Annotated in this window: 19 protein-coding genes; 10 read left to right on the forward strand and 9 right to left on the reverse strand. The window is 73.5% G+C overall.

Features of this window, described 5'->3' with window-relative positions:
- Positions 1 to 32: 32 nt before the first annotated feature.
- The 6 genes from ACZ6X9_RS31870 to ACZ6X9_RS31895 all read left to right on the forward strand — a co-directional run bounded on the left by ACZ6X9_RS31870 (position 33) and on the right by ACZ6X9_RS31895 (position 7306).
- Positions 33 to 242 (forward strand): MbtH family protein, encoded by a 210-nt coding sequence (locus ACZ6X9_RS31870; protein WP_469781508.1) that lies wholly within the window; start codon positions 33 to 35, stop codon positions 240 to 242.
- Between the two features lie 93 nt (positions 243 to 335).
- A complete protein-coding gene (locus tag ACZ6X9_RS31875; RefSeq protein WP_469781509.1) occupies positions 336 to 2456 on the forward strand; it encodes an ABC transporter ATP-binding protein in 2121 nt (706 codons plus the stop codon).
- Complete coding sequence (locus ACZ6X9_RS31880) at positions 2449 to 4158, forward strand: ABC transporter ATP-binding protein (RefSeq protein WP_469781510.1); 1710 nt, start codon at positions 2449 to 2451, stop codon at positions 4156 to 4158. Before ACZ6X9_RS31875 ends, ACZ6X9_RS31880 begins: the two co-directional genes overlap by 8 nt.
- 144 nt (positions 4159 to 4302) lie before the next feature.
- The gene (locus ACZ6X9_RS31885; protein WP_469781511.1) at positions 4303 to 5136 is read left to right on the forward strand and encodes a siderophore-interacting protein; all 834 of its coding nucleotides are present in this window, start codon (positions 4303 to 4305) and stop codon (positions 5134 to 5136) included.
- Positions 5133 to 6215: a FecCD family ABC transporter permease gene (locus ACZ6X9_RS31890; RefSeq protein ID WP_469781512.1), complete on the forward strand. Its 1083-nt coding sequence runs from the start codon at positions 5133 to 5135 to the stop codon at positions 6213 to 6215. Before ACZ6X9_RS31885 ends, ACZ6X9_RS31890 begins: the two co-directional genes overlap by 4 nt.
- Positions 6212 to 7306 carry a FecCD family ABC transporter permease gene (locus tag ACZ6X9_RS31895; protein WP_469781513.1) on the forward strand — a complete coding sequence of 365 codons (1095 nt, stop codon included), beginning with the start codon at positions 6212 to 6214 and terminating at the stop codon, positions 7304 to 7306. Before ACZ6X9_RS31890 ends, ACZ6X9_RS31895 begins: the two co-directional genes overlap by 4 nt.
- A 78-nt stretch (positions 7307 to 7384) precedes the next feature.
- On the opposite strand, the gene ACZ6X9_RS31900 is transcribed toward ACZ6X9_RS31895, so the two are convergent.
- Entirely contained in the window at positions 7385 to 7918 is a 534-nt protein-coding gene (locus ACZ6X9_RS31900; RefSeq protein WP_469781514.1) for a GNAT family N-acetyltransferase, read from the reverse strand.
- Positions 7919 to 8108: 190 nt separating this feature from the next.
- Between ACZ6X9_RS31900 and ACZ6X9_RS31905 the strand changes: the two genes are divergently transcribed.
- Both ACZ6X9_RS31905 and ACZ6X9_RS31910 read left to right on the forward strand, forming a co-directional pair.
- Positions 8109 to 9317, forward strand: coding sequence for a GNAT family N-acetyltransferase (locus ACZ6X9_RS31905; RefSeq protein WP_469781515.1), 1209 nt, complete (start codon positions 8109 to 8111; stop codon positions 9315 to 9317).
- Positions 9318 to 9606: 289 nt separating this feature from the next.
- Positions 9607 to 10587 (forward strand): aminoglycoside phosphotransferase family protein, encoded by a 981-nt coding sequence (locus ACZ6X9_RS31910; protein ID WP_469781516.1) that lies wholly within the window; start codon positions 9607 to 9609, stop codon positions 10585 to 10587.
- Here the strand turns inward: ACZ6X9_RS31910 and ACZ6X9_RS31915 are convergent.
- Positions 10573 to 11601, reverse strand: coding sequence for a chitinase (locus ACZ6X9_RS31915; protein ID WP_469781527.1), 1029 nt, complete (start codon positions 11599 to 11601; stop codon positions 10573 to 10575). The two genes, ACZ6X9_RS31910 and ACZ6X9_RS31915, sit on opposite strands and share 15 nt — an antisense overlap.
- A gap of 146 nt (positions 11602 to 11747) precedes the next feature.
- On the opposite strand from ACZ6X9_RS31915, the gene ACZ6X9_RS31920 reads away from it, so the two are divergent.
- Complete coding sequence (locus tag ACZ6X9_RS31920) at positions 11748 to 12539, forward strand: AraC family transcriptional regulator (RefSeq protein WP_469781517.1); 792 nt, start codon at positions 11748 to 11750, stop codon at positions 12537 to 12539.
- Positions 12540 to 12967: 428 nt separating this feature from the next.
- On the opposite strand, the gene ACZ6X9_RS31925 is transcribed toward ACZ6X9_RS31920, so the two are convergent.
- Positions 12968 to 13534 (reverse strand): cupin domain-containing protein, encoded by a 567-nt coding sequence (locus ACZ6X9_RS31925; RefSeq protein ID WP_469781518.1) that lies wholly within the window; start codon positions 13532 to 13534, stop codon positions 12968 to 12970.
- A gap of 734 nt (positions 13535 to 14268) precedes the next feature.
- Positions 14269 to 15324, reverse strand: coding sequence for an ABC transporter permease (locus ACZ6X9_RS31930; protein WP_469781519.1), 1056 nt, complete (start codon positions 15322 to 15324; stop codon positions 14269 to 14271).
- 118 nt (positions 15325 to 15442) lie between these two features.
- Here ACZ6X9_RS31930 and ACZ6X9_RS31935 point away from each other — a divergent pair, with 118 nt between their 5' ends.
- The gene (locus tag ACZ6X9_RS31935; RefSeq protein ID WP_040889810.1) at positions 15443 to 15640 is read left to right on the forward strand and encodes a DUF2795 domain-containing protein; all 198 of its coding nucleotides are present in this window, start codon (positions 15443 to 15445) and stop codon (positions 15638 to 15640) included.
- A 160-nt stretch (positions 15641 to 15800) separates the two neighbouring features.
- Here the strand turns inward: ACZ6X9_RS31935 and ACZ6X9_RS31940 are convergent, their stop codons facing one another.
- The 5 genes from ACZ6X9_RS31940 to ACZ6X9_RS31960 all read right to left on the reverse strand — a co-directional run bounded on the left by ACZ6X9_RS31940 (position 15801) and on the right by ACZ6X9_RS31960 (position 26509).
- Entirely contained in the window at positions 15801 to 23318 is a 7518-nt protein-coding gene (locus ACZ6X9_RS31940; RefSeq protein ID WP_469781520.1) for an SDR family NAD(P)-dependent oxidoreductase, read from the reverse strand.
- A gap of 276 nt (positions 23319 to 23594) precedes the next feature.
- Positions 23595 to 24542 (reverse strand): DUF6114 domain-containing protein, encoded by a 948-nt coding sequence (locus tag ACZ6X9_RS31945; RefSeq protein WP_469781521.1) that lies wholly within the window; start codon positions 24540 to 24542, stop codon positions 23595 to 23597.
- A complete protein-coding gene (locus ACZ6X9_RS31950) occupies positions 24533 to 25129 on the reverse strand; it encodes a DUF6230 family protein (RefSeq protein WP_469781522.1) in 597 nt (198 codons plus the stop codon). Before ACZ6X9_RS31950 ends, ACZ6X9_RS31945 begins: the two co-directional genes overlap by 10 nt.
- A gap of 122 nt (positions 25130 to 25251) precedes the next feature.
- The gene (locus tag ACZ6X9_RS31955; RefSeq protein WP_469781523.1) at positions 25252 to 25404 is read right to left on the reverse strand and encodes a hypothetical protein; all 153 of its coding nucleotides are present in this window, start codon (positions 25402 to 25404) and stop codon (positions 25252 to 25254) included.
- A 19-nt stretch (positions 25405 to 25423) separates the two neighbouring features.
- Positions 25424 to 26509, reverse strand: coding sequence for a polyprenyl synthetase family protein (locus ACZ6X9_RS31960; protein ID WP_469781524.1), 1086 nt, complete (start codon positions 26507 to 26509; stop codon positions 25424 to 25426).
- Positions 26510 to 26625: the final 116 nt, after the last annotated feature.

Here is a 26625-nt window from a genome sequence, read left to right on the forward strand (position 1 = left end):
GTACCCCTCCACTTCACCAAGGAGCACCGCAGATGAGCGCCACCAACCCCTTCGAGGACAACGACGCCCGCTACTACGTCCTCGTCAACGCCGAGAACCAGCACTCGCTGTGGCCGGTGTTCGCCGAGGTCCCCGCCGGCTGGACCGTCGTCCACGGCGAGGACAGCCTCCAGGGCTGCACCGAGTACGTGGACGCGAACTGGACGGACATGCGCCCGGCCAGTCTCACCGCGCGGTCCTGACCCGGACCCCCGCCCCCGCCCCGCGCGGTCCGGACCGGTCGTCCCGGCCGGACCGCGCGGTCGAACCACCCCTCGGATCGGATACCTGACGTCGTGAGCACCCACCCCGCCAAGCCGGAGCACCATCCCGGCCACGCCGACCGGCCACCGGGCGACCGGCCGGCCGCCGAGCCCGCGAAGGACCGGGCCCCCACCGACGAACGGGCGCGTGCCGCCGACCAGTCGGGCACCGGCCCGTCGGCCACCGGACCGGCCACCGGAGTCGAGGCGGCCGGCGCCACGGAACCGGCCGAGGACACCGGCACGGCCGAGGCCACCGGCACGACCGAGAGCACCGGCACGGCGGCCGGCACCGCCGACGAGCCCGAGGACGACGACCCGAAGAGCCTCCCCGCCGAGCGGCGGCGGCGCGCCCGCCGTCTGCTGCGCGACTCGCTGCGCCCGCACCGGGCCACGCTCTTCGCCGGGATGATCTCCGCCTGCGTCCGCCAGATCGCGCTGCTCGCCATCCCGTGGTGCGTCCAGCGGGCGCTGGACCAGGGCGTCGAGAAGGGCGGGGACGCGGACGCGTTGCTGCTGTGGTCGGGTGCGACCGCGCTCGCCGCCTGTGTGCAGTTCGCCGGACTCTACGGCTGGCAGTACTGGGCGAGCACCACCGACGCCCGGGTCGGCGCCGACCTGCGGTCGCGGCTGCTCGGCCGGCTGGCCGGCCTCGACCGGGCCGCCCTCGCCGAACGCGGCCACGGCGATCTGGCCATGCGCGCCACCCGGGACACCGACATGGTCCGCGAGTGGGTGCACGGCCTCGCCGTGTGGGTCGTCCTCGCCACCACCTTCGTCGTCGTCCTGCCCGCTCTGGCGGCGCTCGACCCCATCCTGCTGCTGGTGACGCTGGGCATGCTGCCCTTCCTCACCTGGGTCAACCTGTACTTCCCGCGCCGTTTCGGCGCCGCCAGCGACGAGCTGTCCGCCGCCCACGGCGAACGCGCCGAGGCCGTCGCCGACCTGCTCCAGGTCGGCACCGGGCTGCGCGGCACCGGCGGCCACCGGCCGCTGCTCGACCGGCACGACTCCGCCAGCGCCGTGGTCACCGACAAGACCGTCAAAGCCGCCCGTATCGAGGCGAACTGGGCCGCCGTCGCGCCCTTCGTGCCCCGGCTGGCCGTCGCGGTCGGCGTGGGCGTCGGCGGTCTCGCCGTTCTGGACGACCGGCTGACCATCGGCGGACTCGTCGCCTTCACCTCGTGGATGGCCACCGTCACACTGGCCACCCGCGTCCTCGTCCAGCGGCTCCTCGAACGCGGGCAGGCCGACGTCGCGGCCGCCCGGATCGAGGAGGCCCTGGCCCTCACCTCCACCGTCACCGACCCGGCCGAGCCGGTCGCCCTGGCCTCCGGCGGGGACCTGGAGTTCAGTGGCGTGAGCGCGGTCCGCGACGGCGTCACCGTCCTCGCCCCGCTCGACCTGACCGTGCGGCGCGGCGAGTTCGTGGCCGTCCAGGGCGCCACCGGCTCCGGCAAGAGCACCCTGCTGCGGCTGCCCGCCCGGCTGGACGACCCGGCCACCGGGTCCGTCCGCTACGGCGGCACCGACCTGCGCGACGCCGCCCTCGACGACGTGCGCCGCCGCATCGGCTACGTGGCCCAGCGGCCCCTGCTGCTGTCCGGGACCGTCGCCGAGAACCTGCGGCTCGGCCGCGACCTGTCCGACGAGGCCCTGCGCGCCGCCTGCGAGACGGCCTGCGTCCACGACCAGATCGCCGCCATGCCCGACGGCTACGACACCCCGCTCGGCGAGAGCGGCACGGCCCTGTCCGGCGGCCAGATCCAGCGCCTGGCACTCGCCCGCGGGCTGCTCGGCGACCCCGAGGTGCTGGTGCTGGACGACTGCACCTCCGCCCTCGACACCACCACCGAGGCCCAGGTCCTGAAGCGGCTGCGGGCCTGGGCCGACGGGCGGACGGTCCTCTTCGCGACCCACCGCACGGCCGTTCTGGAGGCCGCCGACCGCGTCGTCACCCTGACGGCCCGTGACACCGGGGCCGTGGCGTGCGAGACCGCGGTCCCGTGCGAGACCGCCGTATCTCAGGGAACCGCTGCTCCCGAGGGGGCCGCTGCTCCCGAGGGGACTGCCGCCCCCGAGGAGACCGCCGTCTCCCGGGAAACCGGTGCGCCCGCCCTGTCCGCCGCTCACCAGGAGGCCGACCGTGGCTGAGCCCATCCTGCTCGACGAGCGGCCCGACGAGCGTCACATCCTGCGCCGGGCCGCCCCCCACCTGCGCCCGCACCGGCGGGCCCTGATCACCGCCGTCGCCGTCGGCCTCGCCGACTCCGCGGCCCTGGTCGCCGTCGCCCCGCTGGTCGGCCGCGCCACCGACGCGCTGGACCACCACGACCGCACCGGCCTGCTCGTCGCCGCGGGCGCGCTGGTGGCGCTGGCCGTCGTCCAGCTCGGCCTCGCCCGCTCCGGCGAGCTGCTGCTCGCCAAGGCCGGCGAGAACGTCGTGCGCAGCCTGCGCGAGCGGACCGTCGCCAACCTGGCCTCGGCGCCGTTGCGGTTCCTGGAGTCGCACCGCACCGGCGAACTGCTGCGCCGCACCACCGGCGAGGTGGCCGCGCTGGCCGCGTTCGTCCGGATGCACCTGCGGAACCTGGTGTCCGCCACGGCCACCCTGGTCTTCACCCTGTGCGTGCTGTTCGTCTACTCGTGGCAGCTCGCCCTGGTGCAGCTCGTCGTCTTCGTCCCGCCGGCGCTGCTGGCGATGCGCTGGTTCCAGCGGGACGCGTCCGCCGCGTTCGGCGGGAAGGCGACGGCCGAGGCCACCGTGGCCGCCACGTTCAGCGAGACCCTCACGGTCCGGGAGGCGCTGCAGACCGCCGGCGGACTGCCGGGCTGGATGCGCCGTTTCGGGCGGGAGAACGCGGTGGCGGTGACCGCCGCCCGGCGGGCGGTGCGGGTGGAGAACCGCATCGACCTGGTGAGCCTCATCGAGGGCGTCGCGCTCGTCGCCCTGCTCCTCTTCGGTGGCTGGCAGGCCTCGCGCGGTGACATCAGCATCGGCACCGTCGTCACCTTCGTGCTCGCCAGCCGCAACCTGTTCGACTCGTTCTCCGACCTCTCGCAGCTCGTCGGCCATGTGCAGACCGCGCGCACCGGGCTGGCCCGGCTGCTCGACCTGCTCGCCGCCACCGAACGCGTCAAGCCCGCCGAACCCGCCGCCCCGAGCCCGGCCGGCCTGCCGCTCCGCGGCGAACTCCGCTGCGAGAGCCTGGAGTACGGCTACCAGGACGGCACCCGGGTACTGAGCGACGTCACCCTGGCGTTCCCCGCCGGCGACCGCGTGGGCGTCGTCGGCGAGACGGGCTCCGGCAAGACCACCCTGTCCAAGCTCCTCTGCGGGCTCTACGCCCCCGACCGGGGAGCCGTCCGGTTCGCCGGGACGGACCTGCGGGAACTCTCCGAGGCCGAACTGCGGCGCCGCGTCGTCCTGGTCCCGCAGGAGGTCCGGATGGTCACCGGGACCATCGCCCGGAACCTGGAGCTGGTGCACAGCGCCCCGGACCGGGCCGCCATGGAACGGGCCGTCCGCGAGCTGGGCCTGGAGGACTGGCTGCGCGACCTGGGCGGCCTCGACGCGGAGGTGGGCGTTCGCGGCGAGCGGCTGTCGGCGGGGGAGCGGCAGATCGTCGGCCTGTTGCGGGCGGCGCTCGCCGACCCGGCGGTGCTCGTCCTCGACGAGGCCACCGCGGACATCGACCCGGTGACGGCGGCCCGTCTGGAGCACGCCCTGGACGGGATGAGCGCGGACCGCACCCTCATCGTCATCGCGCACCGGCCGGCCACCATCGCCCGGCTGCCGCGCGTCATCCGGCTCGAACAAGGCCGGGTGGCCGGGCGGATGGCGCAGAGGTCATGATCTGGGTTAGGGTAGCCTAACCTCGGTCGGGGAGGTTGGCCCGACCGACGAGCCGGCCCCCGTCGGCCCCCGGTGTGTCACGTGCCGGGGGCCGCGGCGGTCCCGGCTCCGGCCCCGCCGTACCCGACCGGATAGGGATGATCGATGACCACCGACACGCTGCTTCCGCGCATGCGCATCGTCCGCCACCCCCTCAAGTACCGCTTGCTGGAAGTGCGGAAGGTCGACCGGATCACCCCCTCCACCGTACGCGTCACCCTCGGCGGCCCCGACCTCGACGGGTTCTGCGAGCAGTCGCCCACCGACCACGTGAAGCTCTGCTTCGCCCACGACGGTGCCGAACTCCCCGTCGAGCCGGTCGTCGTGAACGACACCTGGATGGACGCCCCGGTCGAGCCGATCACCCGCGACTACACGGTCCGTCACTACCGCCGCGAGGCCCGCGAGCTGGACGTCGACATGGTCCTGCACGGCAGCGGCGTCGGCTCCGGTTGGGCCGAGCGGGCCCGGCCCGGCATGCGGCTCGGCGTCCTCGGCCCGCGCGGCTCCGAGGTGCTGCCCATGGTCCACGACTGGTACCTGCTGGCCGCCGAGGAGACCGCCCTGCCCGCCCTCGCCCGCTGGCTGGAGAAGCTGCCCGCCGGCGTCCGCGTCATCGCCTTCGCCGAGGTTCCCGGCCCGGCGGACGAGCAGACCTTCCGCACCGCCACCGACCTCTCGCTGACCTGGCTGCACCGCGGCGCCACCCCGGCCGGACACAGCGACCTCATCGAACGCGCCATCCGCGCCGCCGAACTGCCCACCGACGGACTCGGCTTCGCCTGGGTCGCCGGCGAGGCGACCTCCCTCAAGCCCATCCGCCGCTACCTGCGCCGCGAGCTCGGCCTGGCCAAGGAGCAGGTGGACGTGGACGGTTACTGGAAGCGCGGCGTGGAGAACCACGACCACCACGAGGACGAAGAGCACGAGCACGCGTGAGCACGACCGCCCCGGCCGTCACCGGGCCCCCCGCCTCAGCTCCTGCTCCTGCCCCCGCACGGCCCCGGGCCGGCCGCGCCTGGCACGCCCGGCGCGCCGCCGGGCTGCTCGCCTGCGCCGCGCTCGTGGTGGTGCTCGCCGTGCTGGGCCTCGGCATCGGCGCCAAGAGCATCCCGCCCGGCGACGTCGTGCACGCCCTGCTGCACCGCGACCCCGGCAGCGACGACTGGATCGTCGTCCGCACCTCCCGGCTGCCGCGCAGCCTGTTCGGCATCGTCATCGGCGCGTCGCTCGGCCTGGCCGGGGCCCTGATGCAGGCCCTCACCCGCAACCCGCTGGCCGACCCCGGCCTGCTGGGCGTCAACGCGGGCGCGGCCGCCGCGGTCGCGGGCTCCACCGCCCTGCTCGACCTCGGCGACTTCTCCGCCTACGTCTGGGCCGCCCTGCTCGGCGCGGCGCTGGCGGCGGCCGCCGTCTACCTGCTGGGCACCCGCGGCCGGTCGCGCGCCACGCCCGTGCGGCTGGCGCTCGCGGGCACGGCCGTCTCCGCCGTGCTGACCGCCGTCGTCAACGGACTGATCCTGCTGGACCCGCTCACCCTCAACCGGTTCCGGTTCTGGCAGATCGGCACGCTGGCGGGTCAGCCGGGCTCCGTCCTCGTCCACGTGCTGCCCTTCCTCGGTGCCGGCGCCGTGCTGGCCGCCCTGCTTGCCCGGCCGCTCAACGCCATCGCCCTCGGCGAGGACACGGCCCGCTCGCTGGGCGCCCACCCGGGCCGCACCCAGGTCGCCACCATCACGGCGATCACCCTGCTGTGCGGCGCGGCCACCGCCGCCGTCGGCCCGATCGCTTTCGTCGGCCTCGCCGTTCCGCACATCGCCCGGCTGATCACCGGCCCCGACCAGCGCTGGCTGCTGCCCTACAGCGCCGTCCTCGCCGCGGCCCTGCTGCTCGCCGCCGACATCGTCGGCCGCGTCGTGCTGAGCAACGAGGAACTGGAGGCCGGCGTGGTCACGGCGTTCCTCGGAGCGCCCCTGTTCATCGCCCTCGTCCGCCGCAAGAGGATCGCCCAACTGTGACCAGCAGCAGCATGCCCGCGCGCCCCGCCGCCGGCCCGGGCGCGCGGCACCAGCCGCGCGCCCTGCGCCTGCCGGGGCCCGGCAGGACCCTGTCGGTGCGCTGGGACCCGCGCGCCACCGCCGTCGGCGCCCTCCTCGCGCTGGCCGCCGCCGCCGTCGGCGTCTGGACGCTGACCACGGGCGACTTCCACGTCCCCGTCGGCGACGTGCTGAAGGTCCTGGCCGGCGGGAACGTGCCCGGCGCCGACTACATCGTGGGGGAGCTGCGGCTGCCCCGGCTGCTGACCGCGCTGCTGGTGGGCGGGGCCCTGGGGCTGTCCGGCGCCCTCTTCCAGACCGTCGCCCGCAACCCGCTGGGCAGCCCCGACGTCATCGGCTTCACGGTGGGCTCCGCCACCGGAGCCCTCGTCACCATCCTGGTGCTGGGCGCGGGCGCGGCCTCCGTCGCCGTCGGTTCGGTCGTCGGCTGCGCGGTCACCAGCGTGGCCGTCTACCTGCTCGCCTGGCGGGGCGGCGCGGCCGGCTACCGGCTGATCCTCGTGGGCATCGGCGTCAGCTCGCTGCTCACCGCCGCCAACGCCTACCTGATCGCCCGGGCCTCCTTCAACGACGCGCAGAGCGCCCAGGTCTGGCTCACCGGCAGCCTCAACGGCCGCGGCTGGGAGCACGTGTGGACGATGGTGGCGTCCCTGGCCGTCCTCGGTCCCGTGGCCGTCCTGCTCGGCCGGCCGCTGCGCATGCTGGAGATGGGCGACGACACGGCCGCCGCGCTGGGCGTGCCGGTGCGGCGCGTCACCTCCGGCGCCCTCGTCGCGGGCGTCGGCCTGACGGCGCTGTCGACGGCCGTCGCGGGGCCCGTCCCGTTCGTCGCCCTCGTCGCCCCGCAGGTCGTCCGCCGGCTCACCCGGGCCGCCGGCCCCAATCTGCTCCCGTCCACGGTGATGGGTGCCCTGCTGCTGTCGCTCAGCGACATCGCCGCCCAGCGGATGCTGGCACCCACGCAGTTGCCCGTCGGGGTGCTCACGGGCGTCGTCGGCGGCTGCTACCTGGTGTGGGTACTGGCCCGGCAGTGGCGGTCCGGGCAGGGCTGAACCCGGCGCGGCACGGGACGGGCGGGGCAGGGAACGGGCGGTGTCGGCGTACGTGCCGGCACCGCCCGTCGTCGTCGGTCAGGCCACCGGCCGGACGAAGATCCGTGAACCGCGGGCCGGGTCCAGCGCCGCCGCCCAGGAGCGCGGGGCCAGGGAGGCGTCCGTCTCCCGGAAGCCGCTCCGGACGAACGACCGTCCGTCCCCCGTCGTCGCCGCGAAGACCTCGGTCACCGAACGCGCGGTGGCCTCGGCCAGCAGGGCCGTCAGCAGCCGCGCCCCGACCCCGCGCCGCTGCCGGTCGGGTCGGACGCAGAAGTTGTGGAGGACGGCCGGGAGCGCGGTCCCCCCGTCGCTGGGACAGACGCGCAGGGCGACACAGCCCTCCAGCACGCCGTCGGCGCCCTCGACGACGAGGAACTGCCGCGCCGTCGCCGCGTACAGGGCGGGCGACCGGCGGCGCAGCGCGCCCGAGCGCATGAACGGCTCGGACAGGGCGTGGAGCGCGTCCGCGTCGGCGGGGCCGGCGGCCCGTACACGGGCGGGGCCGGCGGCCCGTACACGGGCGGGGGCGAGGGCCCGGGGACGGACCTCCGGGCGGGACGCCGTGGTCACGGTGGCACCTCTCCTGTTTCCTGTGCGGGGGCGAGTGTCGGAAGACGACTCTTGAACTTAGGGAAGCCTAACCTAAACTGACCTTGTGTTTCATCCGGCCTCGGGCGTCCCGCAACGCAGGGGCGAAGATCCGGCCGATCTCGCCAATCTCCCGTGACCGCAGGTGACTTGGCGGGCTAGCGTGTCGATCATGACCTCTCCGGAATTCCGCACGATCCCCGAGAAGGACCTGGACCGCGCCCTCGACCTCACCTACCTCGTCTTCCTGCTGGACGACCAGGAGGACCGGCGCGAACGCCACCGCGCCAGACTCCTCGGCTGCGAGCGCGTCGGCGCCTACGACGAGGACCGGCTGATCGGGATGGTCGCCGCCCACCCGATCACCCCGTCCGTACCCGGCGGCGAACTGCCCTGCGCCGGCGTGACGTTCGTCTCCGTCGCCCCCACGCACCGCCGGCGCGGCATCCTGCGCGGCATGCTCGCCGAACTGTGGCGCCGCTGCGCCGCGAACCGACAGCCGCTCGCCGCCCTCTGGGCCGCCGACGCGGGCCTCTACGGCCGCTTCGGCTTCGGCGCCGCCACCCACGTCCACGGCGTCGAGATCGACGCGACCAGGCCGCTGGAACTGCGCGTCGCCCCCGCCGACCTGCCGCTGCGCCTCGTCGCCCCCGAGGACGCCCCCGCCGTCGTCGGCCGCCTCCACGCCACCGCGCGGGCGTCCCGGGCCGGACGCCCGGCCCGGGACGATGCCTGGTGGCACACGCACGTCCTCCAGCGGACCGAGGAGGACGATCCCTCCCTGAGCCCGCCGCGCGTGGTGACCGTCGGCCACGACCCCCGCGACCCCGCCGGGTACGCCGTCTACCGCACCGGCGGCGACACGGTCGCCCTCGCGGAACTCGAGGCCGACGGCCCGGCCACCGCCGCCGCCCTCTGGCGCTACCTCGCCTCCATCGACCTCACCGACAAGGTACGGGCGTGGGGCCGCCCGCTCGACGACCCCCTGCTCCACCTCGCCGCCGACCGGGACCGGGTCCGCGTCGTCAAATCGGCCCCCGGCCTGTGGCTGCGCCTGCTCGACGTGCCCGCCGCGCTGGAAGGACGGGCCTGGGCCGCGCCCTGCGACACCGTCCTGGACCTCACCGACACCGACCTGCCCGCCAACGCCGGACGCCACCGCCTCACCGCCGGCCCGGCCGGCGCCACCGTAACGCGCACCGACGCCGCCCCCGACCTCTCACTCGACGTCAGGGACCTCGCCGCCTGCTACCTCGGCGGCACCGAAGTGCGCCACCTGGCAAGGGCGGGCCTCGTCACCGAGCACACCCCGGGAGCGGCCGGACGGCTCGACGCGGCGCTGCGTACCGCGTACCTCCCGCACACCACCGACGAGTTCTGACCGGGCGCGCCGGCCCTGACGAGGGCGCGCAGGACGGGGGGAGGCGGCGGCGCCCCGAACGTCCGAGGGCCGGGAGGCGCCCCCGGGCACCTTCCTGGCCGCCTCCCGGCCCTCGGCGTCTCCCTCCGCGGTATCGGGGCCGCCTTCCGGAGGCCGGCCCCGGGCGCGGACGGGCACCACGTACGGTGACGTACCGGCGGCGGGGCGCGGCCGCCTGAGGCGTGCGACGGGCCGGGCGGCCGGGGAACGGCGTCGACAACCGGGCCGCCCACCGGGCAAGATCATCTTTATGGTGAACCCGCATACCCCCGACACCTCCCTCGGCGACCGCGCCCGGCGCGCCGTGGACCTCGCGACCCGGGCCGGCCGCCGGCTCGGCCTCCGCGCGGACGAACCCCGCGTCCTGCACGACGTGTTCAACGTCCTGGTCCACCTGGCGCCGGACCCCGTCGTGGTACGCGTCCCCTCCCTGGCCCTGGCCCCGCTCGACGAACTGGTGGCCAAGCAGCGGCGCGAACTGGCCGTCACCGGCTGGCTGGCCGACCGCGGAGTCCCCGTCGTCGGACCCAGCCCGCTGGTGCCCCGCGAGCCCGTGGAGGCCGACGGGACGTCGCTCACCTTCTGGGAGTTCGTCACCGAGACCGACCGCCTCGCCGACCTCCCGCAGGACGACCCCGAGGCACTCCAGGCGCGCTTCGCCGAACAGACCGGCTGGGCCGCGGAACTCCACCGGCACCTCGCCGACTACCCCGGCGAGCTGCCCGTCCTCGCCCCGCTCATCCCGGCGATCGGGTCCGCGCTGGAGGCCCTGCGCAAGGACCCGCAGACGCTCACGACGGCCGACCTCGACCGCGCCGAGGGCGAGTACGCCGCCCTGGAAACCCTGGTCCGGGACCTGTCCGCCCGCTTCCCCGGCGCCCGCCTCCAGGCCCTGCACGGCGACTCCCCGGCCTACAACGTCCTGCGCACCGCCCGGGGTCACCGGTTCAGCGACTTCGAGGACGCGACGCGCGGACCCGTCGAGTGGGACCTCACCCTCGTCGGCCCCGCGGGCATCGAGGCGTACGAGCGCGCCGGCGGCGAACCCGTCGACCGCGCGCTGCTGGACGTCATGGAGGGGGCGCGGCTGCTCCAGACGGTGTCGGCACTCGCCGTCGTCCCGCGGATGCCCGAACTGGGCCCCATGCTGGAGCCGATGGTGACGATGTGGCGGGACCGCGCCCCGCTGACCGCCGGACTTCGCGCGGGTGGGACGTCAACGGCTCTGTAGGGCCTTGACGTTGTCGCCGAACGTCCACCCCTTCGATCCGTCCCAGTTGACGGACCAGGTCATCAGCCCCTTCAGCCGTCCGCCGTAGTTCCGCCATGCTTGGCCTACTTGATTGGGCGTCATGTAACCTCCGCCGGCGCCCGGCTGTGCCGGCAGGCCGGGGACCTGCTTGTCGTAAGGCACCTTGATAGTGGTGCCCTGCACGACCAGGCCCCGGTCGAGGCAGTCGGTCTGCGCGGTGAACCCCTGGACCGTCCCGGCGGAGTAGGAGTCACCGGAGCAGCCGTACATGTTCCCGTTGTAGTACTGCATGTTGAGCCACCACAGCCGGCCGTTGTCCGCGTACTTCTTCACGATCGGCAGGTAGGCGCCCCAGATGGAGCCGTACGTCACGCTGCCACCGGTCACGTACGCCGTCTCCGGCGCCATCGTCAGCCCGAACCCGTCGGGCATCCGGGCCAGCACCCCGTCGATGATCCGTATGAGGTTGGCCTGCGAGACGGACGGCCGGGTGATGTCACCGCTGCCGGTGAGGCCCGTCTCGATGTCGATGTCGATGCCGTCGAAGTTGTACTTCTTCAGGATCGGGACCACCGTGTCCACGAACCGGTCGGCCACGGCGGACGAGTTCAGGTCGATGCCGGCCGCCGCCCCGCCGATCGACATCAGGACCGTCGCCCCGGCCGCCTTCGCCCGGCACGTCTCCGCCGGCGTCGGAACCTTCACCGTGGCGTCCATCCCGTCCTCCCACAGCACCGTGCCGTCGGAGCGGATGACCGGGAACGCCGCGTTGAGCACGTTGTACCCATGGGCGCGGATCCGGTCGTCGGTCACCGGGATCCAGCCGAGGGGCGGATGGACGCCGTTCGCCGCGCCGTCCCAGTTCTCCCAGTACCCCTGGAGGACCTTGCCCGCGGGCTTCGGCCTGACGGCGCAGACGTCAGGGTCGGAGCCGCCGGCCGGGGACGCGGCGGCCGGGGGCGCGGCGGCCGGGAGTTGCAGGGCACAGGCCATGGCCAGGACGGTGGCCGACAGGCGTACCGTCGCAAGGGTTCGAGGGGTCACGTTCGCTCCCTGAGGTGGGGGTGGGAGTGGGGTGACTGGAAGGTAGGAGCGCCCGCCGCGCTCGTCAATAGGTCTGGACCAGAAGGGAGGCCGGTGTGCCGACCATACGACCGCCGGGACACACGGACGCGAGCGGCCGCGGCGTCCGGCACACACCACACGCGGCCACCGGACACCGCCCGCTGCCCGCCGGGGCGGGGATCGACGCCCACCGGCACGACGACCACCAGATCGTCTACGCCGGCCGCGGCGTCCTGTCCATCACCACGGACGCGGGCAGTTGGATCGCCCCCGGCAACCGCGCCATCTGGATCCCCGCCGGAACCGTCCACGAACACCGCGCCTACGGCGACACCGAACTGCACCTCGTCGGCCTGCCCGTGACCGACAACCCCCTGTCCCTGGACCGGCCGACGGTCATCGGCGTCGGTCCGCTGCTCCGCGAACTGATCATCGCCTACACCGGCCGCCCCGCCGCCCCCACCGCCGAACGCCTCCGCCTGCGGGCCGTCCTCCTCGACGAGCTCCAGCGCTCCGACGAACAGCCCCTGCACGTGCCCACCGCCCGCGACCCCCGGCTGGCCGCGGTCTGCGCGGCCCTCCACACCGACCCGGCCGACCCCCGCACCCTGGCCCAACTCGGCGCGGAAGCGGGCGTCAGCGACCGCACGCTCACCCGCCTCTGCCGGTCGGAACTCGGCATGAGCTTCCCCCAGTGGCGCACCCAGCTCCGGCTCCACCACGCCCTCCGCCTGCTGGCCGAGGGCGCCTCGGTCTCCGCCGTCGCCCACCGCTGCGGCTGGGCGTCGAGCAGCGCCTTCATCGACGTCTTCCGCCGCGCCTTCGGACACACACCCGGGGCGCACCGCACCCGCTTCCCGCTGTGACGGCGGACGCGGGGGCAGGCGGGGTACGACGGGAGGCGCCGGGCTCGGGCCTTCCCGGACGGGCCGGCGGATGGCTCGGGCCGGTCGGATGGCACGCGACGGACGCGGGGGAGGGCGGGGTCCGACGGGGCGCCGGGCTCGGGCCTCCTCGACCGACGAAACTGACGTCGTCGCCCTGGAGCAGCGGATCAGCGCGCTGGAGAAGGGCCGCCGGCCGCTCCCGTCGCCGGCCGCCCCCGCTGGCCTCGCCGCCCTACTCGTCAGCGTCTCTTCCGCCGTCACCCGCTGACGGTGTGGGGCGGTCGCTCCCACCCCGTAGGGGTTCGGTTGTCCCCCCTACCTTCCTTACGGGTGCGGCGGCGACCCGTGGGGGATGTGGTGCACCGCAAGGTTCCGGGGGGTCCCTCGGGGGCGGGGGAACGCCCTGGTCAGCGGGTCTTGAAGGATGTGCGCAGGGCCGCCCTGTCCTCCCAGGAGTCCGCTCCCGGGCCCTTGGTCATGTCGGCGAAGAAGCTGTCGTGCCGCACTAGGAACGCGGCCCGTTCCTCGTCGGTCATGGAGCCGAGGTGCTCAAGCCCCTCGAAGTACGCCTCGCGGGCGCCGCCGGGGGCGAAGAGCATGAGGAACTCGGCCGGTTCCCCGGAGATGTTGCCGAAGGAGTGGACGCCGCCCGGGGATATGTAGAGATAGTCGCCTTGGGAGGCGTCGAACCACCGGTCGCCGTCGAAGACGTGGATCTCGCCGGACAGTACGTAGAAGGCTTCGGACATCGTCTTGTGGAAGTGCGGGCTGGTTCCGCCGACGGCCGGCCCCATCCTGTTCTTGTACAGGCCGAACAGGCCGTCGGTGGACAGCCGGGTGGACAGGTAGTGGAAGGTGTTGCCGTTGGGCGCCGTGTACTCCGGAGGGGCGTCGGCGCGGCGGAAGGACGCGGAGATCTCGCCCTCGTCGCGGTCGTAGCGGATCTCGGGGTAGTCGGGGGACAGGAAAGACATCACGTGCTCCTTGAAGGTGGAGGATGGGGCAGAGGGTTCGGGGTTGCCCTAGGCAGTATCTTCAAAGGACCTTGCGTGATGGACCAAGGTCGGCGAGACAATGTCACGAACGGTCCGATGCCGGGAGCGGTCCGATGCCGAGTGGCACCCTAGGCGGATGATGGGCTCCAGGAAGCCGGTAGCCTGGTTGGCTTGATCGCACTCAATTGCGCTCGCATTACGGGTCGTTGCGTTCGCTGGTGACTGCGGGACGCTCTTCCCACGTTCCAAGCCGTCCGTGCCACAGCGCCGGGCACTCGCGCGCCACGCTGCCGCGCTGCCGCGCTCCGGCGAGGCAAGGGGTGGTGGACCGGTGTGTGTCCGGGGGCGAACGGAGCGCCGGCCACTGCGGAGATCCGGCGGGAGCGAGGGACCGACACCATCCCGTTCCAGGCAGCGCGCCGACGGCCGAAGCGACGCTGAGAAGTTACCGACGCCGTATGGCAGCGCCCCGCCCTGCCGAGTGCAGGGTGGAGCCTCGTTGAATATCTGGCGGCCAGGAGTCGTCCGGGTGCCGGACGGCCTTCTTCACCGCCTGCTCCGGCTCGTACCGGCTCACTCCGGCCTCGCGGACGTCACAGCCTCGGCGGCGGCCACCCGCGCGAGCACCGCCGGCCATCCGCGTCCTGCGGAGCTGCCCGCCGGGCCGACCGAACTCGCCGGACGCAGCAGCATCCTTCAGACGCTGGACGGCCTTAGGGCCCCGGTTCGTCCGCGAGTCGGTCGCCCAGTTCCCGGCCGCCCGGGTGGCGGTGGCGCCAGATCCAGAAGACGGCCGTGGAGACGGCCGCCCAGACGGCGAGGACGGCGAACGGGAAGAGCTGCTGGTGGCCGCGGAAGTACACGGCCGCGTGCTGGGCGTTGACGGAGGCGCCGGGAGGCAGCCAGCGGCCGATCTCGCCGAGGGGGGAGGGGAGCAGGGGCCAGGAGACGGCACCGCCGGAGGACGGGTTGCCGAGGAGGACCATGAGGCCCCAGGTCGGAATCATCGCCCAGCGGCCGAACAAGGTGTTGAACATCGTGAAGACCATGCCCGTGGTGAACATGGTCAGGCCCAGGATGAACCACGACTCCCCGAAGGGCAGGCGCAGCGCCCCCAGCCCCCAGTCGACGACGGCGGCGATGGCGAAGCTGCCGAGTGCCGAGTAGGCGATGGTGAAGGCGACGCGCTCGGCCGGGTTGAGGGAGCGGGCGTGGACGCTGAGCTGGATGGCCCCGACGAAGCCGAGGATCACCGCCGCGAGCGTGATGTAGAAGAGGGCCAGCCCGCGTGGGTCGCCGGGTTGCAGCGGGTTGACGTCGGTGACGGCCACCCGTACGCCGATGGCGTCCCCCGCCTTCGGCGCGGTCTCGCTCAACAGTTGGGCGACGGTGGCACCGGACGCGCCCGAGACGTCCAGCGCCGCGCCGTGCGGACGCGCGCGCAGGATCGCGTACACCTTCTGTTCGTCCACCGCCCGCCGGGCCTCGGCGTAGGTGTCGTAGTGGTGGAGTTCGAGCGACGCGTCCAGGGCGCGCTCCATGCCCTGGACGAACTCCACCCGCTTGACGTCCGAGGTGGGCACCCCCGTGACGGCGGTGGGGATGCGGTGCGGGGTGGGGTTGGCCATGGCGTAGGTGTACGAGCCGGCGAACAGTCCGGCCGCCGCCGCGATGATGAGGATGAGCACGGTGGCCGGCAGGAAGGGGGACCGCCGGAAGCGCTCCCGCGGGCCCGGCCGGGTATGCGGATTCCGATCTTCCGTTTCCATGATCGCCACCTTATGCGGCGGGCCGGGGGACGGCGCCGCGGGGCCCCGGGAGCTCGGCCGTCCGGGTGATTCCCCGGCGTCCGCTCATCCCCTCGCGTCCCACGGGTACCCGGAGCCCATGACAGCGAAGCCGAACCCCATTGAGCTCCAGAAGAGCCTCGGCGGCATGCACTACCCCGCCGACAAGGAAACCCTCGTCGAACACGCCAAGAAGAAGGGCGCGGACAAGACCACCCTGGACGCGCTCAGCTCCATGCCCAAGAAGGAGTACGACTCGCCGGCGGCCGTGACCGAGGCCGTCACCAAGAAGAAATAGCCCGCCCGGGACCGTTCGGCCCCACCCGGCGACGGCCGCGCGCCGCCACGACCGCCCGCCGTCACGAGGGAGCACACCGCTCCCTCGTGACGCGGCCCGGTCCGGCGGCGCGCGGGCGCGTTCCGGCGCCCGGGTGCCGCCGGGCGGGACCGCCGGCGGGTCAGGAGGCGGGCGCCCCGGTGGCCTCGGCCGACTTCCGGTCGGCCAGGATGCGGGGGAGCATGACCTCGGCGATGCCGCGGAGGGAGCCGTCGCTGTGCAGGACTTCCATGACGGGAGCCTCGTACTGGAAACTCCGACGCAGTTTGGCCATGACTTCCAGGGCCATCAGGGAGTCCATGCCGTACTCCTTGAGCGGCCGCGCCGGGTCGATCTGCTCGACGGGCATCTGCAGGACCTCGGCGACCAGCGCGGTGAAGCTCTCCTCGAGGAGCGACTGGGCTTCCTGGGGTGGGAGCCCGTGGAGGCGGGTGAGGAGCTCTTCGAGCCGGTAGCCGGTTCCGGCCAAGGGCGGTGGGACGACGGGTGAGAAACGGGGGCCGGTCACGGTGGGTGCGACGACCGGCAGGGCCGACCAGTCGCATCGGGCGTAGCAGGTGACGTCCAGGGCGTGGGCGTGGAAGTGGTCGAGGGCGGCGCAGGCGTCGTCCGGGGTTAGCGGGGCCATCCCGCTCCTGTCCAGGATCTCGGCCAGCCCCGCGCGGGCTACGTAGCCGGTGTCGGCGATGGGGCCCCAGGCGACGGCCAGGCCCGGTCGTCCTTCGTGGCGGCGTCGGCGGACGAGGGCTTCGGTGAAGAGGTTGCCGGCCGCGTAGTTGGCCTGATGGATGTTGCCGATCCAGGCGTTGAGCGAGGAGTACAGGGTCAAGGCGGCATCCCTGCCGGGGGCGAGGGCGGCCAGGACCAGGGCACCCGCCATCTTCGGTGCGAGGACGGCGCGGACACGCTCGTCGCTCAGGTCGGTCAGGGCGTCGTCGTCCAGATGCAGGGCCGAGTGGATGATGCCGCGCAGCGGATGTGCGGGGGTGTCGGTCTGCCGGACGACCTCGCGCATGGCGGCGGCGTCGGTGACGTCGACGGCGTGCACGCTCACCTCGGCACCGAGGACGTGGAGTTGTGCGAGGAGGTCCGGGGCTTCGGGGCTGTCGGCGCCCCGGCGGCCGGTCAGCGCCAGGCGGCGGGCGCCGCGGCGGGCGAGGTGCAGGGCGGTGCGCGCGCCGAGACCGCTGAGCCCGCCCACGATCAGGTAGCTGCCGTGGGGGTCGGGCGGCGGCGGGGTGGGGGAGGTGCGGACGGCGACGGGGTCGTCGAAGGTGAGGAGGACTTTGCCGATGTGCTGGGAGTGCTGGAGCAGACGGAACGCCTCTTGGGCGCGCGCGGCGGGGAAAGCCTGGTGGAGCAGCGGACGGTAGATCCCTTCGCGTACGCGTTCGGGGACGGCCGCCAGCTCCGGCAGCTCGCCCGGGGCGGCGGTGAGGAGGAGGCGGCCGAGGTCGACGACGTGCAGGGAGGCGTTGTGGGCCAGCGGCCGGACGAGCATGCGGCTGTTGGTGTACACGTCGCGTTTGCCGAGCTCGACGAAGCGCCCGCCCGGGGCGAGCACCTCCATGCTGCGCGCCATCCCCTCGCCGGCCAGGGAGTTGAGGACCACGTCCACGCCCCGGCCGCCGGTGAGCTCACGGACCTGATCGGCGAAGCGCAGGTCGCGCGAGTCCAGGACGTGTGCGGCACCGAGCTCGCCCAGCAGGTCGCGTTTGACGGGCGTGCCGGCGGTGGCGATCACGTGCGCGCCGATGTGGCGCGCGTACTGCAGGGCGGCCAGGCCGACGCCACCGGCGCCGCCGTGGACGAGCAGGGTTTCCCCGGGCCGCAAGTGGGCCAACGTCTCCAGGCTGTGGTGGACGGTGAGGAACGCGACGGGCAGGGTGGCGGCCTCGGTGAACGTCATGCCCTCGGGAATCGGCCGGAGGACGTGGGCCGGGGAACGCGTGTAGGCGGCACCGGAGTGCATGGGCCCGTAGACGCGGTCCCCGACGGCGAGCTCCGTGACGCGCGGTCCGACGGCGGTGACCACGCCCGCGCCCTCCATGCAGAGGTAGTCCTCGGAGGTGAGCCCCTCTTCGGCGACGGAGGGCAGCAGGCCGGTGACGACCATGACGTCACGGTAGTTGAGCGCGGCCGCACGGACGGCGACGGTCACTTCGCCGGGGCCCGGCCGGGGCATGGGCGCCTCGTCCCAGGCGAGCCGGTAGCCCAGGCCGAGGCGGTCGACCGTCAGCCGGTAGTTGGCCACGTGGGTGCTCGGCCGGGTGGGGCGGGGGGTGTGGATCACGCGGGGGACGAAGCGGCCGGCGCGGGTCAGGACGACCTCGTCCTCGCCCGTGTCATCGCCGGGGAGCAGTTCGGCCACCAGCCGGCGGGCGTCGGCGTCCGCGTCCTCGCCCCGTTCCAGTGACACGCGGACGACGGGCAACAAGGGCAGTTCATTGGCCAGGACCCGCGCGGCACCCCAGACGGCGGCCTGGCCGGGCACGGCCGGACGCTCGGGGGCGGGCAGGGCACCGGTGGGGTGGCTGACGAGCACCAGGCGACGCAGCCCCGGGAGAGCACCGCCGGCACAGGCACGGGCGACGGCGCGCAGGGTGGCCACCCTGGCGACGGCCGACTCCACGGCGGCGTCCGGCGCGTCACCGGTTTCCCGGTCCTGCGCGGCGCTGAGCAGGTACACGATCCCCAGGCCGTCCGTGCCCGCTTCCGCGAGGTGCGCTTCACCCTCCCGGACCTCGGCTGCCCTCAGCGTGCGGGTCCCGGGACTCCCCGCGGCGGTGAGCCGGCGGGCGAGGGCCTGGTGCAGATCCTGCTCCGTGTCGTCCTCGATGATCAGCAGCCAGGACAGTGGCGGGGCGCTCTCCCGTTCCTCCGGTGGGGATACGACCTCCGGAGGGTGCGGGGGCTCCTGCGCGCGCGGTACGGCCGGAAGGCCGCCGGTGCGTCGGGCGAGCAGGACCGAGAACTGCTCGCGGGCGGGCGACCCTTCGGCCCCGGTGCGCACGACGTCGTCGAATCCGCTCTCTTGAAGGAGGGGCGGCCACTGCTCTCGGGGCAGCAGCATCGAGTGCGGGCGCAGGTGCTTGTCCTCGTGCGCCCAGAACTCCTCCAGCGGGCCGAAGAGCAGCGCCAGGGGTACGGGGTCGTGGACTTCGATGGCGCACAGAAGGCCGTTCTCCGTCAGCAGGGACGCGACCCGCCGCAGGCAGGCGGCCAGGTCCTTGGCCGCGTGCAGGGAGTAGTCGGCCACGACGAGGTCGAAGCTCTCCGGCGTGAAGCCCTGCGCGAGCGGGTCGGCGTCGAGGTCCAGGGTGCGGTACTCGACGAAGTCGTAGCCCTCGAAACGGGCCTGGGCGGAGGGGAAGTACACCGAGGAGATGTCGGTGAACACGTAGTGCGTCCGTTCCGGGGGCAGCACGGGCAGGAGCCATGAGGTGAGCCCTCCGGTGCCGGCTCCCACCTCCAGGATGCGCAGCGGCCGGTCGTCCGGCCATGCCGCGATCACTTGCCGGAGCAGGGCGCGGGTGAGGCGGTTGTGCAGCTTGTTGACGGGATACAGGTCGTAGAACTGCTGCACCAGGTCGGCGCCTTCGACCAGCATCTCGCGGGCGTCCCGCACTCCTCGCAGCACGTTGAGGAAGTGGGGTCGTAGGCGGGTGCACAGAACGGCGAAGGAGAGCTGGTCCGCGCTTTCCGTCATCTGGGCACCCAGGAGGGAAGGATCGATTTGTGACGAAGGGAAGCGCCAGCTTCCCGCTTCCTCCACGGCCCATCCGCGCTGTACGGCCAGGTCGAGCAGGATGCGCAGGTAGTGTTCGTGGCGCGGCAGCAGGCCGGCTCGGAAGAGATCTTCGAGCGTGAAGCGGTCCTGTCCGGGCAGCAGTGTCCGCAGTTCCTTCGCGGACAGTCCGGCGGTCAGGCGCTCGTAGGCTTCGATGACCCGGGCGAACCGGGCGTCGGACCAGTCGGCCAGAAGCGCGTCGATCTCCTCCCGCGCCGCGGCCAGGATAGCCTCCGGGCCGGGTGCGGGGGCGGGGCCCGGAGTGGGGCCGGGCAGGGGCGCCGCGCGCAGGACCGTGGTGTACTGCGCCGGATCGTCGGCGGCGTGGGCCGGCATGGCGCGGGCCCGGCAGTCGTCCATGGCCGCCACCACGGAGCCCTGACCGTCGGTGATCGTGATGTCGAAGGCCACTTCGCGGGCCGTACGTGAGCGTTGGCGCACGAGGGTCCATCCGGTGGTGGGGAGCTCGCCCCAGACCCGGACCCGGCCGATCGCCGCCGGGAGGTACATGGTCCGCACCTCGGCCAGCAGCGGCGCGCAGGCGTGCCAGGCGGCGTCGAGCAGGGGCGGGTAGGCCAGGTAGCCGCCGTAGCCGTCATCGGGTGGTGTGCAGGCGTAGGAGGCGAGGACCTCACCGTCTCCCACGTGGATCTCGCGCAGGAGACGGAAGGCCGGTCCGTAGCGGAGTTCCCCCTTGCCGAGGAAAGCGTAGAGCCGGTCGGCGTCCCAGGTGTCGGGCATGCGAGCGCGGAGGGCGGTCGGGTCGATGCCGGCCGGCGGTGTGGGGGTGGCCAGGCGGCGGGCGCGGCCGCGGGCGTGCGGGCGCCAGGGGCCGTTCTCGCCGGTGCGGCTGGCGATGCGCCAGATGCCGTCTTCGTCGGAGAGGGTGGTCTGCAGGCGTACGTCCATGGTGGCGTCCCACGGCAGGGGCAGCCCGCGGGGGATGTCGATGCCGTCGAGCTCGGCGGGCTCGCCGTAGAGTTCCCGGCCGGCGGCCAGCGCCATCTCCACGTAGCCGGTGGCCGGCATGATGACGGACCCGCCGACGTTGTGATCGCCCAGCCACGCGGTGCGTGTGCGCTCGATGGTGGCGTACCAGACGGGTTCCAGGGCGGGCAGGCGCTCACCAAGGAGCGGGTGGACGAGGACACCGTCACCGCTGACGCGGGTCCAGTCCCCGGGTGTCCCGTGCCAGTGCGGCTCGCGTTGCCAGGGGTAGGCGGGCAGGTCGGTGACGCGTCCGGGGACGGGCAGCAGCTTGTCCGGGTCGGTGTCGCGGGTGGCGCAGGCCAGGACGCGGGCCGCGGCCCGGCGCACGGCGTCGGGGCCGGCGGTGTCCTCGTCCATGGCGGCCACCGTGGTGAAGCCGGGCCGCGGCTGCTCGGCCGCGAGCCGGGTCAGCGCGCCGCGCAGGGTGGGCCGCGGGCCGATCTCGACGGCCGCCGCCACGCCGATCGGCGCCAGAGCGCGCACGGCCTGTGCGAAGCGGACGGTGTGGCGCATGTTGCGCCACCAGTAGTCGGCGTCGAGCTCTCCGGGCTCGACCTGCTTCCCGGTGACGGTCGAGACCATGGGGATGCGCGGTGTTCCGGGCTTGAGGTCCTGCAGAGCGGTGCGCAACTGCTGCTCGACGCCGTCCATGGCCGCGGTGTGGAAGGCGTAGGGGCCCGGCAGTTCACGGAAGGCCACCTCCCGGGTGGCCAGCAGACTGCCCAGCACGGCCAGCGCGGCGGCATCCCCGGAGAGGGTGACGTCGCGGGCGCTGTTGACGGCGGCGATCTCCAGCAGCCCGTCGTAGGGAGCGATGGCCTCCCGCGCCTCATCGGGGCTCAGGGCGGCGACCGCCATCCGGCCGCTGCCGGCCGTCGCGGCCTGCACACGGCTGCGCTCGACGACCGCCCGGGCGGCCGAGGCGCCGTCGAGCGCCCCGCAGACGTAGGCGGCGGTCAGCTCCCCACCGCTGTGGCCGATCACGGCCCCCGGGCGGACCCCGTAGGAGTCCAGCAGTGTGACCAGTCCGGTCTGGAGGGCGAAGAGGGCGGGCTGGGCGTAGAGGGTGTCGGCCATCGGCCGTTCCACCGGCTCGCCTTCGCCGGGTCGAGGACGGGCTAGGAGCTCGGCGACGGACCAGCCGAGCAGCGGCCGCAGATGGGAGTCGGCCTCTTCGACGCCTTCCCGGAACGCCGGCTCGGCCGCCATCAGGTCGGCCGCCATACCGTCCCACTGACTGCCGTTGCCGGAGAAGACGAAGATTACGCCGCCACCGTCACCGGCTTCGACCGCGTGGCCGAGCGCGTCAGCGGCAGTCAGCCGACCGACGGCTTCCCCGCGGGTGTCGGCGAGGACGGCGAGGCGGTGCGGGTGGCGGCCGCGGCGGCGCGTCGCCGTCCAGCACAGGTCGTAGAACTCCTCGTCCGCCGCTTGCTCCAGCCGCTCGGCCATGGCCGCGGCAGCCTCGCCGAGGGCCTGCCGCGTCCGCGCGGAGACCACCAACGGGAGGGGCTTGTGCGGGAGTTCATCGAGGGTGGGGCGTTCGGGCGGCGGGGCCAGGACGACGTGGGCGTTCGCGCCGCCGAAGCCGAAGCTGTTGACCCCGACGACACCGGGCGACCGGCCGTCCACGGGACGCGGCTCGGTGACGCAAGTGAGGTTGAGTCCCCCGAAGTCGATGTCGGGGTTGGCCGGTGTGGCGTGCAGCGAGGCCGGGATCCGCCCGTGCCGCAGCACCAGCATGCTCTTGATCAGGCCGGTCACCCCGGACGCCGGCTCGCCGTGGCCGAGGTTGGACTTCACCGAACCGATCGGCAAGGGTCCTCGGGTACGCCGCATGCCCAGCGCCCGGCCCACCGCCTCGCACTCCACCGGGTCACCGATCGGCGTACCTGTGCCGTGGGCCTCGAAGTACCACAGCGCGTCCGCGTCGATGCCCGCCCGCCCGTACACCTCCTCCAGCAGCCGCCGCTGCATCTCCACACTGGGCGCCGCGAGCCCCGCCGTCCCGCCGTCGCTGTTGACACCACTGGCGGCGATCACCGCGTGCACCCGGTCCCCGTCCGCCAGGGCGTCGGACAGCCGTTTGAGCAGCACCATCCCCCCGCCCTCGGAGCGCACGTAGCCGTCCGCGCCCGCGGAGAACGACGCACACCGGCCCTTCGGCGAGAGCATGGTCGCCCGCGAGAAGCCCACGAACGACAACGGGTTGACGAGCGCGTTCACCCCGCCCGCCAGCGCCGCCCGGGAACGCCCGGACCGCAGGGTCTCGCACGCCTGGTGCACGGCCACCAACGACGAGGAACAGGCGGTGTCCACCGCCATGCTCGGGCCCCGCAGATCGAAGACGAGGGAGACGCGGTTGGCGGTGAGCGACAGCGCGCTGCCGCTCATGGTGTGCCCGCTGATCTGCTCAGGACGCGCCATCTGCATGCTGCAGTAGGACATGTCCGACACCCCGACGAACACCGCCGTGTCCGAACCGGCGAACACCCCCGGATCGACGGCCGCGTCGTCGAAGGCCTCCGCGGTCAGCTCCAGCAGCAACCGCTGCTGCGGATCCATCCGCTTCGCCTCGCTGGGCGAGATCCGGAAGTACGCCGGGTCGAATCCCGCGATGTCCGTGAGATAACCGCCGGCGAACGTGTAGCTCCGCCCGAGCCGTTCGGGGTCCGGGTCCCACAACCGCCGGGGATCGAAGCGCCCTTCCGGCGGCAGGGGGCTGATGAGGTCCCGCCCCTCGATCAGTGCGTCCCACAGACCGGCCGGCCCGTCGACGCCGCCCGGCAGCCGGCAGGCGGCCCCCACGACGGCGATCGCATTGTCGGACAGGGAAAACCGTGCGTCATTCTCCGCCACTTGCGCCCTCCCGGCAGCAATGGGATACGCCCGTGAAATTCCATTCCCATGAGATGACGGCCATACGCTCTGTCGCTTTACCTCACATGAGCTAATCGCGGTTCATTGGTTCAACTCGACGGAAACCGGCGGGAAAAGAGTAACGGTGAGGCGAAGGTGAGGAATTTCGGCGGCCGAGGCGTCGCGAGATGCAGGAGGGGGACGGGAATGGCGGGGCGATTACCGCTCCGGTTCACACGGCAATCGCGGCCCGACAGTGGTGGCGCCGCGGGCCGTTCAGCGCGTCGTCACCGCGCGGAACTCCGCCGCGTCGATACGGTCGCTCCGCACGAGGACCTGTTCGGCGCGCACGTCGTGGAGGGTCACCGAGAGCGGGAGAACCGGGGGTGGCGGCAACGCCTCGGGGCTGAACGTCAGGCAGACGAGCGGTCCCAGGCAGCCCCGGAAACGGCTGAGATACAGGGTGACATGACCCGTGAGCCGCAGTTCGTCGGAGGCGAGTGCCAACGGTGCCGAGGCCCCGCCCGGGTCGTGCATGCGGTAGTCGGTCAGGGCGGCCGACGCCATGCGGAGGGCGAGGACCTTCCGCGGTCCCTGAGCGGTCGGCAGGCGGGTGATCGTGCTGATCGTGAGGTGGCTGGTGGTGAAACGGGACGCCGTGACCGCCTGGGCGCGGGAGGCGGTCGCGGCGGGGAGGGACGCTTCCCCGGCGCGGGGCAGGAACGACGCCACGAGGACGGCCGGCAATGTCACCGCCAGCGCCGCGGGCGGGTTTCGCTTCCGGACGCGGCGCGCCGGCCGGCCGGTCGCTCGCCGTTCGGGACGCGGCGGGCGAGGCGCCCAGGCGAAGCCCATGGCCCCGCCGGTGGTGCCGAGGAGCGTGCCGACGAAATAGCCGCCGAGATTACAGGCGGGAAAGGAGGCGAGCGCCAGGAGAACGGCGTGCAGACCGATGTAATGGCGGGCCTGGGGAAGGAACCACAGAAAGAGACCGGCGACGCCGAGCGCACAGCCCAGGGCGAGGGCGGCGATCCCGCCGACCCCGAGCGTGACGAGAACGGGCAGCGGAACGCAGGTGACGCCGATCAGCTCGCCACCGGCCAGCAACAGGAGCACGCCGGCCCAGAAAGGGCGCGTACGGCGCCAGCCGCGCAACGCCGCACGCCGAGACCGGCCGGGATCGCGTACCGAAGGGAATTCGCCCTGCCGCACGGTCAGAAGCACCCGTGGTCCCCGAGCCGGACGCCCAGGCTCAGGCCGTCGAGGCGGAAATTGCCCCCGGTGGCGGAATGGGCATGGGTGCGGATGCCGCGCACATCCACGTCCGTCGCCTGGAGCCCGAACTCGCCCGGCTCGCCCCGGAGATGAGGCACCGCGTCCAAGGTGGAGGCATCCCGGCCGAGTTCCACCCGGCCGAACCGGGCGTCACCCCTCAGGTCGTCCGCGTCGATCACCAGATCGTCGGCCGTGACGGGACCGCCTCCACCGGCCGTGAGCCTGAACGTCACCGTGCCCACCGGCGTCTTGATCCGCGTCGACTCGCACAGTCCCTCAAGTGTGGCGCTCCCCAGACCGATCCTGGCCTCCGGCCGTCCCGTGCCGTCGGCGGTGCGGTCCACCGCCGTGAAAACGGTCAGGCCCTTGCCGGTCAACTTCCGTGTCGAGATTTGGAACGCCGTCCCCGAAACGGCGAAGGACGCCGCCAGCGCCCCCTGGGCCATCGCCACCGCCATCGCCGCCACCAGTACCAAGGCGGCCACCACCACGGGCATGGCACGCCGCCACACCGTCCGGCCCTCACCCGCCGTCATGTCCGCACCGCTGATGGCCCCTCCCTCCGGGTCGTGCTCTCACAGGAGCCGTCACGTCTCCCCCCTCCGGCACGTCCGCGAGAGGCTGCCCTCCGGCGTGTGCGCGTAGTCGCGGCGGGACGTCACCCGTGCGGAGGAAGAAGGGGCGCGCCGGGCGTCCACACGCCGATGCCGATGCCGATGCCGATGCCGATGCCGATGCCGGTACCGAGGTGTCGAGCGACACCGCCGGTTGCCGCCGCGTCGCGCGGACCGTGGCGGATCCCGGAGAACACGGCTGCCGGCAAAGCCCGTTCACGCGGCCCTCGCCGTGGCCGCGTCGGCGATCGTGCGCAGAGCCCGCGAGGCGGGCCGGGGGAGAGGCGCGTCGACGAGGACGTCGCATGCCCGCCTGTGACGGCGTCGGATCATGCGCTCGACTTCCGCTCGCGCGCCCGTCGCGGTGAGGATGCCGCGGACGCGGGCCGCGCCGGATTCGTCGAGACCGGGGCTTCCGACGAGGTCGCGCAGCGTCGCGTTCTGGGCGGCGTCGGCGCGTCGGAGGGCGAGCGCGAGGAGGACGGTGTGTTTGCCCTCGCGCAGGTCGTCCAGGCGGGACTTCCCCGTGTCGTCGGGGCGGCCGAAGACGCCGAGGAGGTCGTCACGGAGTTGGAAGGCCTCACCGAGCGGCAGGGCGTAGGCGGTGAGGGCGTCCAGGACGCCAGCGGGCGCGCCGGCGAGGGTGGCGCCGATGTGCAGGGGGCGTTCGACGGTGTATTTGGCGGTCTTGTAGCGGATCACGCGCAACGGGGTGTCGATGTCGCCGGTGAGCTCCCCGGTGGTCAGCAGGTCGAGGTACTGGCCGTGCATCACCTCGCTCCGCATGGTGTCGATGAGGGGCAGCAGTGCGCTCAGGCGTGCGGGCGGCAGGCCCGCGGTGTGCAGGAGCTCGTCGGACCAGGCCAGGGCGAGGTCGCCGATGAGGATGGCGGCGCTGTCGCCCCGTCGGGCGGACGCGGTGTGGCCGCGGGAGCGGTGGTGGCGGGCGAAGGCCCGGTGGACGGTGGGGTGACCACGGCGGGTGGTGGAGTGGTCCATGATGTCGTCGTGGATGAGCGCGAAGGCGTGGAACATCTCCAGCGCCGCCGCGGTGCGCACCATGGCGGTGGGGTGGGCGGTGTCGGGGCCGGTGTGCCAGCCGCAGAAGCACAGCAGGGGCCGTAGCCGTTTGCCGCCGGCGAAGAGGAAGCCGCGGAGGGTGTCGGCTATTTCGCCGGGCATGTGGTGGGCCCGGGCGGTGCGGGCCTTGCGGGCGAGGAAGTCGTCCAGGCAGGCGTCGACGGCACGGCGCGCGGCGTCGAAGTCGATGGCCGCGGAGAGGGACGTGGCGGGGGCGGTCATGGCGCCGGGGTCTTCGCGGCATGTGGGTCGTCTTCTTCGGTTGTGGTGAGGCGGAGGGCGTGTTCGAGGAGGGTGTCGACGATTTTGTTTTCGGGGACGGTGGCGACGACTTGGCC

This window comes from Streptomyces sp. NPDC052910 (assembly GCF_055585605.1).